We start from the raw sequence: 14,397 nt of genomic DNA on the forward strand, positions 1-14,397 counted from the left end.
CGTTCCTTCACGCGACGTTGCTCGACACCTCGAAGCGTGAAGAACGGCCGTCCTGCTGTCCCGGGAACGAACCAAGATCAGCGGGTCAGGTGAACGGCCAGGTTAAACATCAAGCTCAGCGCGTGCCTGTCGTCGCAGTGCTGTAGGCGTACAGGGCGACGACGCCGACCACACAGGCGAGGATCGTCCAAGAGGCGAGACTCATCCGTTTCCCTTTCCGCCCGGGCCGTTTCGGCTCCTCGGACTGCTCGGTCCGGCTGGGAGCCGCTGGGGCGGCGGGTGCGGCGTCGGCGGCGGTCTCGGCGAGCAAGCGGCGGCAGGCCATGGCGAGCTCGCCGGTGCCGGTACAGAGCGGTACGACCGTCTCCGAACGCGCCGGAGCGGTGGTGCCGCCGTCGAGGATACGGCCCGCACGGAGCAGGATTTCGTCCTTGCGGCCCGAGGGGGCGAGACTGATCCAGCGCTGCACATGCTCTCCCCGGATGACCACACCCCCGGCGCGCTCCCGGTACACGGTGTGCTGACGCCAGAGCATGTCCGCTAACTGCGCTGCGGTGTCTCTCAGTTGGGCGCTCAAGGCCCGTCCTTCCAGAGCCGTACGATTAATCGAACGGGAATCGTACTCCAGCGTCTCTGTTTCGCTCGGGGCGGGCCGGGGTGGGGTGATGCGGTCCGTGGAGGCAGGGGACCAGTTCGGCGAGGGCGATCTGCGGCCGGCGCCGCGGTGAGCATCCCGTCGGCGGTGTGCTCGGCCAGCGCGACGAGGCGGGCCGCCGCCCTGCCGCGGACCGCCGGGACCAGCGGCCCGTCCTCGACGAGCCGCTGGTAGAGCCGTTCCTCGGCGGCGCCGAGACCGATGCCGCCGAGGGACGAGGGGCGCGGCGCACCGCTCACCAGCCGCACCAGATGTCGGTGCAGCCCGAGTTGTACGCCTGGATCAGCGTTTCCGTGAGGGAGGCTCCGGTCGCGTCGGTGACCGTGGTGCGCAGCGACACCTTGGCCGTGCCGGCGGCGGGCACGGTGACCTTCCAGCGGTCGCCGGCGCGGCGGGCGTCGGCCGTCTGCCAGGTCTTGCCGTCGTCGGTCGAGTACGACACCTTCATGGAGTCCACCGGCCCGGTACGGGTGCCGGCCTGACTGCCGACAGTGACGGAGTAGGTGAACTCCTTGGCCGGGTCGGCGGTGTTGAGCCGGTCGAGCGGAGTGTCGTAGCCGAGGTCGAGGAGCGCCAGCGGGGCCGCCTTCTCCTCGTGGTGCGAGCGCACGCGCCACTCGTCGGTGATACGGGCGCCGAGCGTCCAGGTGACCGGGTCGTGGCCCTGACGGCGGGCGTCCACGCTCAGCCGGTACCAGCGGTCGTCGCGCGGCAGGTCGAACACGCCCTGTCCGGGCCGGTCGTTGCTGTCGAGGACCTTGCCCGTGTCGTCGGCGAGGACGGTCGAACCGCTGTCGGCCCCCGGCGCGTACTCCGAGTGATGCCCGGCCGCATCGGAGAAGACCGGCAGGTTGACGCTCACCTTGTCGCCGTCCCGGACGACGTTCTTGCCGCTGCGCAGTTCGGGGTTGAACGGCGCGGCCATCCAGCTCTCCTTGTACGTACGGCCCTTGGCGTACGTCGTCGGATCGGTGACCTGCGTGGCCAGCGGGAAGGGAATCTCGCCCTCCTCGAACAGGTAGTGGAAGGTGGCCATGGTCCACTGCACGTCGGGCGACACGTACACCTGCTGGTCGGCCGGCGCGAGGAACCGGGTGGACTGCTGGACCAGCCGCACCCCGCGCCAGCTCGTCCACGCGTACAGGCCCTTCGGGTCGTACGGGTAGCCGTGGGTGTTCTCCCTGGTGTCGATGCGGGCCAGGTCGGCGCGCCGGTCGTACCAGTCGGCGCCTGCGGGCAGCGAGTCGTCCTGCTTGTGGAAGAGGAAGTAGGCGGTCGGCGAGGTGTCGACGCCCTCGACGGTGAGGGTCAGGGGGCCCTTGGCGAGACGGCCTTCGAGGAGCGGGAGGGAGTCGGCGTTCAGTTGCGCCAGCGGGGTCGGCTCGTAGACCGACACGCTGTACCCGCGGATGATGATGAGGGCGACGCCCGCGTCGGTGAGTTTCCGGTAGACGGCGTTGTTGGACGCGTTGCTGCCGCTGGACCGCCATAGGACGATCTTGCCCTTGAGGTCCTTGCCCGCGAGGTCGGCGTCGCTGCCGCTGCCGATGTCGACGACCTCGCCGGTCACCTTTCCGGTCCAGCGGTAGATGCTGTACTGGGAGAGCTGGAGGCCCAACTCCTGCGGCGTGCCACCGGGTTCACGGGCGCCGATCTCGCGCTGCTGCCAGCTGGTGGCGCCGAAGAAGCGCATGCCGTCGAACGTCTCACCGGTCCTGGTGGGCACGACCTCGACCTTGTAGGGGCCGGCGGCGCTGGGGGCGATGAGACCGGTGGAGGCGCCGTCGGGGGTGGCGGTGCCGATGCCGGTGGCGCCGTCGGTGGTGGCGCGCACGCCATCGTCGTCGACGCCGATCCGGACCGGCTTCGCGCCGTCCGTGCTCACGGTGGCGGAGGCGTCGTCGTCGAGGGTGACGCGCTGCGCGTAGTGGATCGCGGTGCTGCCTGTGATCGTGTAGCCGGCCTTCTCGTACTCCCAGACGCTGCCGAGGAGGCGGTACGTGCCGCGCGGCAGGACGACCTTGCGCGGAGTGGTGCCGCTCAGGCTGGTCATGGTGGTGGCGCCGGTCTTCTCGTTCTGGATGACGACACCGGTGGAGGTGGCGTCGGCACCCGGGCGCGGGGCGGGACCGGTGAGGGTCAGAGTGCGGGCGTCGTCCGGCGCGGTGACCGACACGGGGACGCGGACCGTGCCGCGGCCGGGCCGCTCGGCGGTGACGGCGCCGTCGTAGGAGCCGTCGGCCTCGGCGCGGGCCAGGTCGAGCGTGACCTCGGTGGTGACGCTGCCGCGGGCCGGGACGGTGACCTCGGTGGCGTCCACGCGGACGAGATCGCCGCGGGCGCCGACGGTGAGGGTGACGGGCTTGTCGCCCGTGTTGCGCCAGGTGACCGTGCGGGTCGCGCTACTGCCCGTGGCGCGGGCGGCGAGCGTGGCGGGCTCGGCGGTGATCTGCGCGGCGGACGCGGCTCGTACGTCGACGAGTCCGGCGCCGGTCTCGTCCACGGTGGTCCCGCGCACGGGTGCGGCGGATCCGATCAGGGCGGCCTTGAGCTGCTGTCCGCTCCAGTCGGGGTGCTGCTGGCGCAGCAGGGCGGCGGCGCCGGCGACGTGAGGGGTCGCCATGGAGGTGCCGGACAGGGACGCGTAGCGGGCGTTGACGGCGCTGTCGGCGAGGGTGCCTTCGGCGCGGGCGGCCACGATGTCGCTGCCGGGCGCGGATATCTCGGGCTTGACGGCCCAGCGGCCCTGGCGCGGGCCCCGCGAGGAGAACGCGGACAGGTTGCCCTGCTTGGTGACGGAGCCGACGGTGAGCGCGGAGTCGGCGGCGCCGGGGGCGCCGATGGTGTGGTTGCCGGTGTTGCCCGCGGCGATCACGAACAGGGGTCCGTCGCCCGCGGATAGCCTGTCGACGGCGCTGGACAGCGCGTCGGTGCCGTCGGAGGCGCCGGACTTGCCGAGGCTCATGGAGACGATGTCGGCCTTCTGGGCCGCGGCCCACTCCATGCCGGCGAGGATCCACGAGTCGTAGCCGTAACCGTCGTCGTCGAGGACCTTGCCCTCGAGGAGGTCGGCCCCGGGGGCGACGCCCGCGTACCGGCCGCCGGACGCGGCGCCGGTTCCGGCGACCGTCGAGGAGACGTGGGTGCCGTGGCCCTGCCGGTCCTGGATGCCGTCGCCGGTGAAGTCGGCCTCGGCGGCGACGCGGCCCTTCAGGTCGGGGTGCTTGGTGTCGTAGCCGGTGTCGAGGACGGCGACCTTGACGCCCTTGCCGTCGACGCCGCGACGGTGGACCTCGTCGGCGCCGATCTGCGGCACGGACTCGTCGAGGGTCGCCTTGACGCGTCCGTCGAGCCAGACCTTGCCGATGCCCTCGTTCCTGGCGGCCGACGGGGTGGCGAGCTTGCGCCAGACGTCGCCCGCGTTCTTCTTCGGGACCTTCAGGACGGCGGTCCGGGTCCGCTTGAACTCCTTGGCCAGGGTGGCGTGTTCGGGAGCCTCGGGGCCGCCCGCGACCTGGGGCGCGTCGCCGACGACGAGGCGCAGCGCGGAGGTGGCGTCGTCCGCGTATCCGTCGGCGACGAGGGTCGTCACGTCGAAGAGGCGCTGGTCGACGCGGCCGTCGGCGATCTGCCCGGCGGCGTCGATCGGGACGGCGTACTCGTGGCCGTCCACGTGGTAGCGGGTGAAGCCCATGCCGGAGCGGCCGGGGCCCGGCACGATGCGGTCGATACGCGGACCGCCGCCCGCGCGGTCGCTCGCGTAGAAGACGACGTCGCCGGTGACGAGGGTGACGCGGCGGGTGGCGGCTCCGGGCGGCGCGGCGGCCGCCGGATCGACGAACTCCGGCCCCTTCTCGGCCCCGTGGGCGAGGGCGGGCAGCGCGCTCCCGAGCACGGCGGCGACCACGACGGCGGCACCGGCCGCCCGGCGTCGCACGGCTCGCCCGCCGTCTCGTCCCGCTGTCCTTCTGGGTCTGATGTTGGGCACGCGGATTCCTCTCCGGTCCGACGCTGAAGACGCAGCGAACGATGGCAGGAGGCGGAGCCGAGCGGTGGTCCGGGGACGCGGCGGGAACGCGCCGTGGCGTCAAGTCGCCACGTCGCGTGGTCACTTGACCGCATCTCTTGAGCGCTAGGGTCAGCCTCTCTCGGCCCGGTAGCCGCAGCGGCTTCGCCCCGCTGCATCAAGCCGCCTGGCACGGCGCGGACTTCGCCGTCGTCTCCCGGCTGCTCGCGCACGGCGCCTGGCGCACCCAGCGCATGCGGGACGGGCGTCGCGCCGTGGATATCGCGCGCGAGCAGGGACACGCACACCTGCTGGAGCTACTGGAACCGGTCGAGGCACGGCCGCTCCCCGCCCCTGCAAACCGGCTGGAGGACCACTTCCACGCGCTGCGGCGCGAGCGGACCGGCCGCTGCTTCGAGGAGATCGAACACCTGCTGCCGCCGGTGGCCCCCCTGACGGAGGGACCGGCCGTACGGATCTTCTTCCGGGTCGTCGGCATGTTGGGCGGCTTCACCTACCGCCTGGAGCAGGACCACCTGCATGTGCACGGCCACTCCCGCATGGATGCGGACGACGGCGACCACTAACGGGTGACCCCACAAGGCTGGACCAGAATCAACCCGCCACACTCGGCCCCGGCTTCCCCGCCCGGCGCGCGACCCGGCAGGTCCTGAGGAACCAGCCTCGCCAACCCGCCCGCCGGATCAGTCGGTCGTCTCTCAACTGCTCACGGCTGCGCCGTCGGTGCGATCTCTTTCGGATTCTGTCTTCGACCTCATCAGGGATCGGTCGGACGCTTCCACGCTCTGGCCTGCCTGGTCGGAGAGTTGCCAGTCGAGGTGGCGCTTGCCGGGGAAGACCGGGACCGGGTGCTGAAACACTGAGTGCGGGGCCCGCGCATGGTGGGGCCCGCACCCGCATCGATCCTCCCGCGCGAGCCCAGGAAATGACCGCATGATTCAGGCAATATTCAACGGTAATCAAGGAATGTTGGTGGCCGCTGTCGCCTTCTCGTTAGTTATGGCTCTGGTGTCCTATTTCCTGGGGCGCCGTCTCGAAAAGCCCGGAGTTCTGTGCGCCTTGACGGGCGCCGCGCTCGCCGGTGTAGCAACTGCCACGCTCTACCCTATTTCTCCCGATGCACCCGCCTCGGCAACCTGCACTATTGAACGCGACATCATCACAGGGACGTTCACTACCCAGGGGCTGCTGAACGTTCTCCTCTTCGTCCCTCTCGCGGCCCTGGCCACCTGGCTGACCCGCCGCCCGATCCCGGTCACCCTGGCCTGCGTTGCCCTCTCGGCCACCATCGAGGTCACGCAGGCGCTCACACCAGGCATGGGACGCGCCTGTGACAGCATTGACCTGTGGACCAACAGCATCGGCGCCTTTGCCGGTGCCCTCGTCGCAAGCGCTGGGCTGTACTGGGACACCGCCCATGGCGGACGTGAGGCCGCCGTCCTCATCAGCAGGAGCCAGGTCCGCCGCTCCCTCATCGGATTCGCTGCCGGAATCGCCGCAATCGGTCTCACCAGCGCCTTCACCGTCACCTTCGTGATGGCGGAGGTGGCATGGGCGAACACCGCCTCCGCTGAACAGCATGAAGCCGCCCGGAAAGCTATCGCCGACTTCCTCGGCGAGCAGGCCCGTGTCGCATCGGTGCAGTTCTTCCCCGGGCCGGCTGGAGGTCCTGGGTGGATCTCGGCCAACACCGACCGCGGCGTCCTCGACATCGACTGGCCCTCCCGCGAGGTGACCTCCGGCCTGCTGCAGCCCACCAGTGTGACCCTCGGGCCCGATACCGCACCTGTCAGCGACGGGACCGCCCTCAAGGCAGGCACCGCCTTCGTGCACGACCACTTTCCCTGGGCGCTCGCCGGCCGTGCGGACGTCAGCGCAGCCGGGCCTCAGCAAGCCTCGAAACTGGTCTCCTGGCGCTCCCGCAAGAATGGCGTGCTGATGCCCATGCGGATGGACGTCCTCGTCGGTCCCGACCGCGAGATCATCTCGTTCACCGCACGTCACATTCCCGACCCCGAACTGCCCTCGGTTCGCATCGACCGGCGGCAGGCTCAGGCCATCGCGACGCGCAAGTTCCCCGGTGACGTTGACGTCGTCCACTCCGGTGAACTGCTGGCTCGCACCGACAACGCCGGCCACTGGCGCCCGTACTGGATGCTGAGCGTCGGCCCCCCTGGCGCTACGGCCGCCCCCCAGGTCAGCGGTCCCCAGGATGGCGCCCCCGACGAAGGCTCCTCACAGTCCACGACTGCCCCCTCCATCCTGGTACTCATGCTGGACGCCGTCACCGGAGCCGTCGCGACGACAAATCCCGACTCGGCCGAGCTGAACTGAGAGCAAGAGACCGATCGTGAGCCGACCACGCCGACCGCCGACCTCACCGAGGTCCCGCCACAGCATCAGCAGGAGGGCGTCGCGGGCTGTCCGCTGTGAGAGTGCGGTACGTGAGTTCTTGTCCGTTTCGTGGTTGAGGTTGGGTGAGGGCTGCTGGCCGTCGCCGCTTGGTGGTGGTCAGGCGCGGGGCTGAGCGAACAGGCCGGGTTCGGGTTCGGTGAGGATGCCGCGTGCGACCAGGCGTTTCAGCTTGGAGCGGATGCCTTCGGTGTTCTTCGGGATGATCGGCAGGTCGAGTGCCTGGCACAGGTCGCGGGCGCGCATCGGCTGCCCGGTGTCGGCGAAGGCGGTGAGGATCTGCTGGGAGGCGGGGTGGTCGGGGACGTCGGGGCGATCCGGATCGTCGGCGGTCGTGGGGGCGGGGAGGGGGAGGAGGGTTTTCCGGGTGACGCGCAGGTTTTCGCTCTCCGCGTCGAGCTCGCCCAGCTGCGCGGTGAGTTCCTCGAGGCGGGTGCGGATCTGGGCGGCTTGCTCCGCCAGTTCGCGTTCACGAGCCTCGACGTATTCCAGGACGGCTGTGACCTGTGGGTTCTCACTCATGCGGTCCTCCAGGAGGGGAGGGTGGCGCCGGTGAGCCGGCGGGCCATGACGGAGGTCATGGCCCAGAAGACGCGTGAGCGGGAGGAGGCCGGCTGGTGCTCGTAGTCGCGCACGAGGCGGCGGTAGAACATCAGGATCCCGTTCGTCTGCTCCACGATCCACCGCTGGCCTGCGGGACGAAGCCCTTGTCGGCGGGGTTGCGCTCGACGATCTCGACATCGATGCCGTGGCTCTTGCCGTGTTCGACGACGCGCTGTTTGAAGCCCTGGTCGACCAGGGCCTTCTCGACCGTGTCGGTCTGCTCGGCGACCTGGTCCAGCAGGGCGATGCCGGCGGTGTTCTCGTGCGCGGAGGCCGCCAGCACGACGACCGCGACGACCAGGCCCAACACGTCCACGGCCAGGCATCTTTTCCGCCCCGGCACCTTTTTCGCGGCGTCCCGGCCTGTCGTGTCAGCCGGGACACCGACGGCCGCGTGGACGCTCTGCGTGTCCAGGACGACGAGGCTCGGGTCGGCTAATCGCCGCTTCTTCTCCCGCAGCTGCCACCTCAGCAGATCGTGGAGGTTCTGGTCGGTGCCGTCGTCGCGCCAGGTGTAGAAGTAGTATTTCACCGCGCCGGGCGGAGGCATGTCGTGGGGCAGGAACTCCCACTGGCAGCCGGTGCGGTTCTGGTACAGGATCGCGTTCACGATCTCCCGCATCGCGTACTTGCCCTGGTGGCCGCTGACCGAGGGGTGTCGGGCCTTCCACGCCGTGATCACCGGCGCGATCAACGCCCACTGCTCGTCGGACGGAAGCTCACGTACCGCACTCTGAGAACGCCGCCTTTGGGGGAGGGCCTGGCCCAGTGGCCGGGCCTGTAGGGTGCCAAAAGTCGCGCACACCCTCTGACGAGGCACTTTGCATCTCCAGGCGATCACGGCAGGCTCGGGCAGCATGGCGTTGCGCGTGCTTTACTCAGGTTGAACTCGTAAAGTCCGCGAGCCCGTGACGGTTCTTGATCGTTGCGGTACGACGTGGTCATGCGGTACGCGCATGGGGGCGGGCTGGCGTCCAAAGAGCAGCAGAAGCGGGAGCGGGTGCGCCTCCGGGCGGCTGAGCGGTTCGCTCGTGGCGAGAAGACCGAGGCCGTCGCGAGGGACCTTCGGGTGACGGCGCGGTCGGTGCGGCGTTGGCGGCGGGCGTGGGAGCAGGGCGGCGCGGAGGCGTTGTGCTCGACGGGGCCGGCGTCGGTGGAGCGGCTGAGCCCTGCGCAGTGGGAGCGGCTGGAACGGGAGTTACGGCGCGGTCCGCTCGCGCACGGTTTTGACGATGAGTTCCAGGGCTGGACGCTGAAGCGGGTCAAGCTGCTGATCGGGCGGATGTTCCACGCCGGCTACACCCTCCAGGGCGTGTGGAAGTTGCTGCGGCGGCACGGCTGGAGCTACCAGGTTCCCGTGCGGCGGGCACTGGAACGGGACGAGGAGGCGATCGAGGTGTGGAAGACGGAGGTGTGGCCGCAGGTAAAAGGACCGCGGCCCACATGGGCGCCCACATCTGTTTCGAGGACGAGGCGGGCCAGGGGCTGAGGCCGCCGAAGGACGCACCTGAGCCCCGCGCGGACAGCGGCCGGTGGTGCGGGTACGCGGCCGGGTCAACATCGCCGGGGTGGTCTGCTACCGCCCAGGTCACCGCTCCCGCTTCTTCTTCAAGCTGCACATCTGGCACGGGCGCCGGGGCGAGCCGAAGGCGTTCTCCTGGCGCCAGTACCGCGATCTGATCGTCATGGCCCATCTGCAGCTCGGCACCCCGGTGGTGTGGTGCTGGGACAATCTGAACGTGCACCTGGTCAAGGAGGTGGCGGACTTCGCCGAGGAGCACAAGGACTGGTTACGTATCTTCCAGATGCCCTCCTATGCACCGGAGTTGAACCCGGCCGAGGGGATCTGGTCGCTGCTCAAGCGGCACCTGGTCGACTTCGCCGCGGCCGACCTCGCCCACCTCACCCGCGTGATCAAGCGGAAGCTGAAGAAGATCCAATACCGGCTCCACCTGATCGACGGCTGCCTTCCCACCACTGGCCTGACCATGGACTACGACGTGACCAGATCACCGGACTCCACGAGTTCAACCTGAGTATCCGCACAAGGAGCTGATCACCCGGCTCCTGGCGGACACGTGCGAGGTCTGCGGGAACACCGGTGATGTCCAGGTGCATCGCGTCCGGGCCCTCGCCGACCTCGCCCGTGCCGGATGGCCGCCGTCCGACTGGTCGCGCGTCATGCTCGACCGGCGTCGCAAGACCCTCGTGGCCTGCGACGCCTGCCATGACCGCATCCACGAAGCCAAGGCGGCCGGATCGCACACGCTGTAGTCACGGGAGAGCCGGATGACAGGGAAACCGTCAAGTCCGGTTCGGCGGGAGGCCGCGCGGAAAAGGACCTGCCACGGCAGACACCTTGCCGCGCGGCCGACCCAACCGCCTGGCTGCACCGGTTCAAGCGCCTCCGCACCCGCTACGAACGACGCGCCGACCTCCACCAGGGCCTGCTCGAACTCGCCTGCAGCATCATCTGCCTCCGGCGACTCCGGACGGCATGCCGAAACCATCAGTAAGGGCGCGCGATCCCATCGAGCCAGTGCCCGACCAGGCCCCGTACGGTCTCGGCGCACTCCACCTGTGGGTTGTGCCCGGCGGCATCGAGCACCGTTGCCGCCATCCGGGGGTAGTGGTCGAGCAGGGCCAGCTGGTCGCGCCAGCCCACCAGGGCGTCCTGCCGAGTGGTGACCAGCAGATGGCGCCCGCGGTGCGCGGGGGCCTGGTGCTCCGGCCAGTGCGGCAGCAGGAAGTCGGTCTCCAGCTCGGCGGCGGCCGCCTCGTCGTGGGCCCGCCAGCCCGGCAGCACGTATCGCTCGAAGAGCTCCCACCTGGGCTTGTCCAGGCAGGCCATGACGTAGCCGAAGAGCTCGCGGTCGGCAGCCGGGAGGCGGTCGAGTAGTTCCTCGTCGCGCTCCAGCACGGTTTCCTCGGGCAAGGTCCGGTCGTTGCCCCAGCGCACCACCGGCACCAGCAGCGCCGAGCCGAGCACCTGCTCCCCGTACCGTGCCGTCACCGCCCGGGCCAATTGGCCGCCGAAGGACTGCCCGACCACCGCGAACGGCCGGTCGCGAAGCTCGGCGTCGATCCATTCGAAGACGGCTTCGGCCAGGGCGGTCGCCGAGGTCGGGCCCGGCAGCCGGGGGCTGGCTCCGTGGCCGGGGAGGTCGAGGTAGAGGCGCCGCCAGCCGGGGCGGTCGGTGAAGGCGAGTTCGAGCGGGAGCAGGACGTGGTGGTCGACGGTGTAGCCGTGGATCAGGACGAGCGGCGTGCCGTCACCGAATGCGGTGTGCCGGATGGCGGAGTCGGTCATGGCCACAGCCTCCGACCTTGACACTCGTGTCAGGGTCAAGTGGGCAGTTTCGAGCCGGCCCCGACCGGGGGGTCAGGCGAGCTCTCTGACCACCGAGAGGTACTCCATGATGGCGTCCCGGTTGCGGGTCAGGCACTGGATCCGGCGGGTCATCCGCTCCGTCTCGCACTCCAGGGTGTCGAGCATCTCCGGGGTGGCGTCCGCGAAGTGGATCGTCCGCGGGGTGTCCAGACAGGGCAGGATCTGCTTGATGATCCGGGTCGGCAGCCCCGCGTCCAGCAGCCCCCGGATCTGCAGCACCCGGTCCACCAGGTAGTCGTCGTAGTCCCGGTAGCCGTTCGCCTCGCGGCGAGGGGTGATCAGGCCCTGCTTCTCGTAGTAGCGCAGCAGGCGCGGAGTGCTCTCCGTCAGCCGAGCCAGTTCGCCGATTCGCATGTGACCGCCCTCACGACCTTGCCGGGCCGCCCCGGGCTGGACCTTGACATCTGTGTCAACGATAGACGATCGGCCCATGTCGACGAACGAACTCCGATCCCCCACCTGTCCGATGGCGCCGCCCGCGAGCTCGCCCCGACTGCCCTGGCCGGCGCTGCTGGCCCTGAGCACCGCCGGGTTCGTCACCTTGATGACGGAGGCGCTGCCGGCCGGTGTCCTGCCTGCAATGAGCACGGACCTCGGCGTCAGCCAGTCAGGCGCCGGACAGTCCGTCACGCTCTACGCGGTGGGCTCCATCGCGGCCGCCATCCCGATGACCGCCGCCACGGCCAGCTGGCCGCGCAAGCGGCTGCTGCTCCTGGCTGTGGGCGGCTTCGCGGCGGCCAACACGGTGACCGCCGTCTCCGGCAACTACCCGCTCACCATGGCCGCGCGCTTCGCGGCGGGCCTGGTCGCCGGGCTGCTCTGGGCTCTCTTGGCCGGATACGCCCGCAGCATCGTGGTGCCGGAGCAGCGCGGACGGGCGATGGCGGTGGCGATGAGTGGCTCGACCGTCGCCCTCTCGGTGGGGGTACCCGCCGGCACCATGCTCGCCGGTGCTGCCGGGTGGCGGGTCGCCTTCGGGCTGATGAGCGTGATCGCGCTGGCCCTGGTCGGCTGGATCGCCGTCAGCGTCCCGGCCGTTCCCGGCCGCGACGAGCATGACCGGCTGCCACTGCGGAAGGTGCTGCGGATCCCCGGCGTGGCAGCCGTCCTGGGCGTCACCGCGGCCTTCGTCCTCGCCCACAACCTGCTTTACACCTACGTCGCCGCGCTGCTCGGACCACTGAACCTCGAAGGGCGGACCGACACCGTGCTGCTGGTCCTCGGCCTGTCCTCGCTGGTCAGCATCCTCGCCACCGGGGCGCTGATCGACCGGCACCTGCGCACCCTGACCCTCGCCGCCTGCGGGCTCCTCGCATTCGCCAGCACCGTCCTCGCCACCGCCCTGCTCACCTCGGCGTCCTGGCCCGTCTACGGCGCCGCCACGGTCTGGGGCTTCGGCTTCGGCGGCGCCGCCACCCTGCTGCAGACCGCCGTCGCCGACGCTGCGGGCACGGCCGCCGATCTTGCCCAGTCCCTCCTGGTCACCTGCTGGAACCTCGGTATCGCCGCCGCCGCATTTACCGGCGGCCTCTTCCTCGACCACACCGGCCCGAACTCTCTGCCCTGGTCGGCCCTGGCGCTGCTGGCCCTCGCCCTGACCGTCACGGCCACTGCCCGCCACCACGGCTTCCCGACTCGCCGATGACCTCGTTCGCGTGACGACCGCAGGGCGGGCAGGTCGCCGGCGCGCACAAGCTGCCCGAGGAGCAGGACGGGGGGTGACGCCGCCGACAGGCGACCTCTGGGGCCGGCCTGAGGAGGCTGGCCGTCTGCCCTTGACCCGTCCCCCAGGGTCCGGGTTTAGCGTTCAGGGCGACGAGGAGGTGCACATGCGTTCAGGTGAGGCGGCGGCCGCTGCCGGGGTAACGGTGAAGGCGCTGCGGTACTACGAGAACTGCGGTCTACTCAGCCCACGCCGTGCAGCCAACGGCTACCGCTACTACACCGCGGAGGACGTCCGGCTGGCGAAGGAGATCAGCAGCCTCGCCTCGCTCGGCCTCACCTCCAAGGAAACCCAGCCGTTTCTCGCCTGCCTGCGCGCAGGCCACGACGAGGGCGACCACTGCGCGGAGTCCCTGGCCGCCTACCAGCAGAAGATCGACGCGCTCGACCTGCTCGTCGCCCGGCTGACCCACAGCCGGGACCAGCTGATCCGCCGCCGGGACGCGGCGGCCCGGCGAGGCTTTCCCACCACCACCGCTGCCCCCGAGCCCCTGAAGGAGCCCGACGAGATGCTGCCCCAGGCTGACTCCCTGCCTGCCGACCTGCCGGCCCCGGTGGACGACGGCGCCGCCACCCACCTGCCCGGTCGTACGCTTCCCGCCCTGTCGTTCACGGGCACGGACGGCAGCGCCATACGCCTCGACGCGGTCTCCGACGGCCGCTGGGTGCTGTTCCTCTACCCCCTCACCGGAGATCCGGCCGCCGACATCCCGGAAGGCTGGAACGAGATCCCCGGCGCCCGCGGATGCAGCCAGGAAGCCTGCAACTTCCGCGATAACCTCGACGCGCTGAGGGCGCAGGGCGTCGACCGGGTGCTCGCCCTGTCCTCAGACCGAGCCGACTACCAGCAGGCGCTCGTGAACCGCCTGCACCTGCCCTACCCGATGCTCTCCGACCCCGGGCTCACCCTCGCCGACGAGCTGAAGCTCCCGACGTTCGAGGCCAACGGCCAGACGCTCTACCGGCGCCTCACCCTCGTGCTCCGTGGCACCACGATCGAGCACGTCTTCTACCCGGTCTTCCCGCCGGACACCCACGCCGACGAGGTGGCGCAGTGGTTCCGAAACCAGCGCGACACGTAATCGCATCGGCTCAGGATCGCCATCCCGAACTGGCTGACGGCCCTGCGCTGCCGAGGCCAAGCGGGATGCTGAGCCAGACCCGAAACGGGCATCAGCTCACAAACTGCCCTCTGAGCACTCGGGCGTGAGAACAGCAGACCAGCGGTGGCGTCGGCTGATATCGACGTCACCGCGGGTGTTGGGGCGGTCTGGATGGTGTGGCATCCGAAGTCGGCCCGGGCGCGGGAGCAGATCGCGCTCCTGGAGTGGTACGGCGCGCAGTGGCGGTATGTTGGCGGCAGCAGCGGCCCCGTGAACGATCCTGGCAATGTCGACGTGATCGAGATCCGCGGCGGCGGGGGCGTCCTCAGCCTCACCCGCAGTCTTGACCTCAACGTTTCCCTCTTCTTACCTTGACCGGGGATCTTGCACGCAAGCCCCGTCCCTTCAGGGCGGGGTCAGCGCATCCTCGAACTGCGCCCGGTCGTCAGGCCGGGCGTGGCTGCTGTTCGATGGACTGCTGGAT

At 70.2% G+C, this 14,397-nt stretch carries 14 protein-coding genes and 3 pseudogenes; 9 read left to right on the forward strand and 8 right to left on the reverse strand.

The genetic code is table 11. The features are described from left to right. Positions 1-115: 115 nt before the first annotated feature. Complete coding sequence (locus ABZ818_RS40240; RefSeq protein ID WP_361426581.1) at positions 116-535, reverse strand: hypothetical protein; 420 nt, start codon at positions 533-535, stop codon at positions 116-118. A gap of 355 nt (positions 536-890) precedes the next feature. Beyond that, positions 891-4,592, reverse strand: a complete 3,702-nt coding sequence (locus ABZ818_RS40245) for a S8 family serine peptidase (RefSeq protein WP_361426584.1) — start codon at positions 4,590-4,592, stop codon at positions 891-893. Positions 4,593-4,780: 188 nt separating this feature from the next. On the opposite strand from ABZ818_RS40245, the gene ABZ818_RS40250 reads away from it, so the two are divergent. Next, a complete protein-coding gene (locus tag ABZ818_RS40250; protein ID WP_361426587.1) occupies positions 4,781-5,248 on the forward strand; it encodes a hypothetical protein in 468 nt (155 codons plus the stop codon). Positions 5,249-5,435: 187 nt separating this feature from the next. Here ABZ818_RS40250 and ABZ818_RS40255 read toward each other — a convergent pair. Beyond that, a pseudogene (locus ABZ818_RS40255) lies at positions 5,436-5,524 on the reverse strand (phosphotyrosine protein phosphatase); the annotation flags it as partial. Between the two features lie 91 nt (positions 5,525-5,615). Between ABZ818_RS40255 and ABZ818_RS40260 the strand changes: the two are divergent. Then, a complete protein-coding gene (locus tag ABZ818_RS40260) occupies positions 5,616-7,016 on the forward strand; it encodes a VanZ family protein (protein ID WP_361426590.1) in 1,401 nt (466 codons plus the stop codon). Between the two features lie 177 nt (positions 7,017-7,193). Here ABZ818_RS40260 and ABZ818_RS40265 read toward each other — a convergent pair whose 3' ends face one another. The 3 genes and pseudogenes from ABZ818_RS40265 to ABZ818_RS40275 all read right to left on the reverse strand — a co-directional run bounded on the left by ABZ818_RS40265 (position 7,194) and on the right by ABZ818_RS40275 (position 8,556). Beyond that, positions 7,194-7,616 carry a hypothetical protein gene (locus tag ABZ818_RS40265; protein ID WP_361426593.1) on the reverse strand — a complete coding sequence of 141 codons (423 nt, stop codon included), beginning with the start codon at positions 7,614-7,616 and terminating at the stop codon, positions 7,194-7,196. Then, positions 7,613-7,798, reverse strand: a pseudogene (locus tag ABZ818_RS40270) (IS5/IS1182 family transposase); the annotation flags it as partial. The gene ABZ818_RS40265 and the pseudogene ABZ818_RS40270, both read right to left, overlap by 4 nt. Then, positions 7,747-8,556: an IS5 family transposase gene (locus ABZ818_RS40275; protein WP_361426596.1), complete on the reverse strand. Its 810-nt coding sequence runs from the start codon at positions 8,554-8,556 to the stop codon at positions 7,747-7,749. The gene ABZ818_RS40275 and the pseudogene ABZ818_RS40270, both read right to left, overlap by 52 nt. Before the next feature lie 84 nt (positions 8,557-8,640). Between ABZ818_RS40275 and ABZ818_RS40280 the strand changes: the two genes are divergently transcribed. The 4 genes and pseudogenes from ABZ818_RS40280 to ABZ818_RS40295 form a co-directional block, all read left to right on the forward strand. Next, on the forward strand, positions 8,641-9,186 hold the full coding sequence (locus ABZ818_RS40280) for a winged helix-turn-helix domain-containing protein (protein ID WP_361426599.1): 546 nt from the start codon (positions 8,641-8,643) through the stop codon (positions 9,184-9,186). A 43-nt stretch (positions 9,187-9,229) separates the two neighbouring features. After that, positions 9,230-9,733, forward strand: a complete 504-nt coding sequence (locus ABZ818_RS40285; RefSeq protein WP_361426602.1) for a transposase — start codon at positions 9,230-9,232, stop codon at positions 9,731-9,733. A gap of 31 nt (positions 9,734-9,764) precedes the next feature. Beyond that, positions 9,765-9,971: a hypothetical protein gene (locus tag ABZ818_RS40290; RefSeq protein WP_361426618.1), complete on the forward strand. Its 207-nt coding sequence runs from the start codon at positions 9,765-9,767 to the stop codon at positions 9,969-9,971. A 107-nt stretch (positions 9,972-10,078) separates the two neighbouring features. After that, positions 10,079-10,213 (forward strand): annotated as a pseudogene (locus tag ABZ818_RS40295) (IS5/IS1182 family transposase); the annotation flags it as partial. On the opposite strand, the gene ABZ818_RS40300 reads toward ABZ818_RS40295, so the two are convergent. Next, positions 10,207-11,007: an alpha/beta hydrolase gene (locus ABZ818_RS40300; RefSeq protein ID WP_361426605.1), complete on the reverse strand. Its 801-nt coding sequence runs from the start codon at positions 11,005-11,007 to the stop codon at positions 10,207-10,209. The pseudogene ABZ818_RS40295 and the gene ABZ818_RS40300 overlap by 7 nt on opposite strands. A gap of 72 nt (positions 11,008-11,079) precedes the next feature. Then, entirely contained in the window at positions 11,080-11,442 is a 363-nt protein-coding gene (locus tag ABZ818_RS40305) for a MerR family transcriptional regulator (RefSeq protein WP_335939779.1), read from the reverse strand. A 76-nt stretch (positions 11,443-11,518) separates the two neighbouring features. Here ABZ818_RS40305 and ABZ818_RS40310 point away from each other — a divergent pair, with 76 nt between their 5' ends. From ABZ818_RS40310 to ABZ818_RS40320, 3 genes are all read left to right on the forward strand, one after another. Then, the gene (locus ABZ818_RS40310) at positions 11,519-12,733 is read left to right on the forward strand and encodes an MFS transporter (protein WP_361426609.1); all 1,215 of its coding nucleotides are present in this window, start codon (positions 11,519-11,521) and stop codon (positions 12,731-12,733) included. A 184-nt stretch (positions 12,734-12,917) separates the two neighbouring features. Further along, on the forward strand, positions 12,918-13,892 hold the full coding sequence (locus tag ABZ818_RS40315; RefSeq protein ID WP_361426612.1) for a MerR family transcriptional regulator: 975 nt from the start codon (positions 12,918-12,920) through the stop codon (positions 13,890-13,892). A 192-nt stretch (positions 13,893-14,084) separates the two neighbouring features. Beyond that, a complete protein-coding gene (locus ABZ818_RS40320; protein WP_361426615.1) occupies positions 14,085-14,288 on the forward strand; it encodes a hypothetical protein in 204 nt (67 codons plus the stop codon). Positions 14,289-14,397 lie beyond the last annotated feature (109 nt).

This window comes from Streptomyces sp. NPDC047453 (genome assembly GCF_040643155.1).
In the GTDB taxonomy this organism is placed as follows: Bacteria; Actinomycetota; Actinomycetes; order Streptomycetales; family Streptomycetaceae; genus Streptomyces.

Excerpts from the sequence above, each read along its gene's own strand:
- ABZ818_RS40240 (WP_361426581.1), bottom strand. The coding sequence starts at position 535 with ATGCTCTGGCGTCAGCACACCGTGTACCGGGAGCGCGCCGGGGGTGTG.
- ABZ818_RS40260 (WP_361426590.1), top strand. The coding sequence starts at position 5,616 with ATGATTCAGGCAATATTCAACGGTAATCAAGGAATGTTGGTGGCCGCT.
- ABZ818_RS40265 (WP_361426593.1), bottom strand. The coding sequence starts at position 7,616 with ATGAGTGAGAACCCACAGGTCACAGCCGTCCTGGAATACGTCGAGGCT.
- ABZ818_RS40275 (WP_361426596.1), bottom strand. The coding sequence starts at position 8,556 with ATGCTGCCCGAGCCTGCCGTGATCGCCTGGAGATGCAAAGTGCCTCGT.
- ABZ818_RS40280 (WP_361426599.1), top strand. The coding sequence starts at position 8,641 with ATGCGGTACGCGCATGGGGGCGGGCTGGCGTCCAAAGAGCAGCAGAAG.
- ABZ818_RS40300 (WP_361426605.1), bottom strand. The coding sequence starts at position 11,007 with ATGACCGACTCCGCCATCCGGCACACCGCATTCGGTGACGGCACGCCG.
- ABZ818_RS40305 (WP_335939779.1), bottom strand. The coding sequence starts at position 11,442 with ATGCGAATCGGCGAACTGGCTCGGCTGACGGAGAGCACTCCGCGCCTG.
- ABZ818_RS40310 (WP_361426609.1), top strand. The coding sequence starts at position 11,519 with ATGTCGACGAACGAACTCCGATCCCCCACCTGTCCGATGGCGCCGCCC.
- ABZ818_RS40315 (WP_361426612.1), top strand. The coding sequence starts at position 12,918 with ATGCGTTCAGGTGAGGCGGCGGCCGCTGCCGGGGTAACGGTGAAGGCG.
- ABZ818_RS40320 (WP_361426615.1), top strand. The coding sequence starts at position 14,085 with ATGGTGTGGCATCCGAAGTCGGCCCGGGCGCGGGAGCAGATCGCGCTC.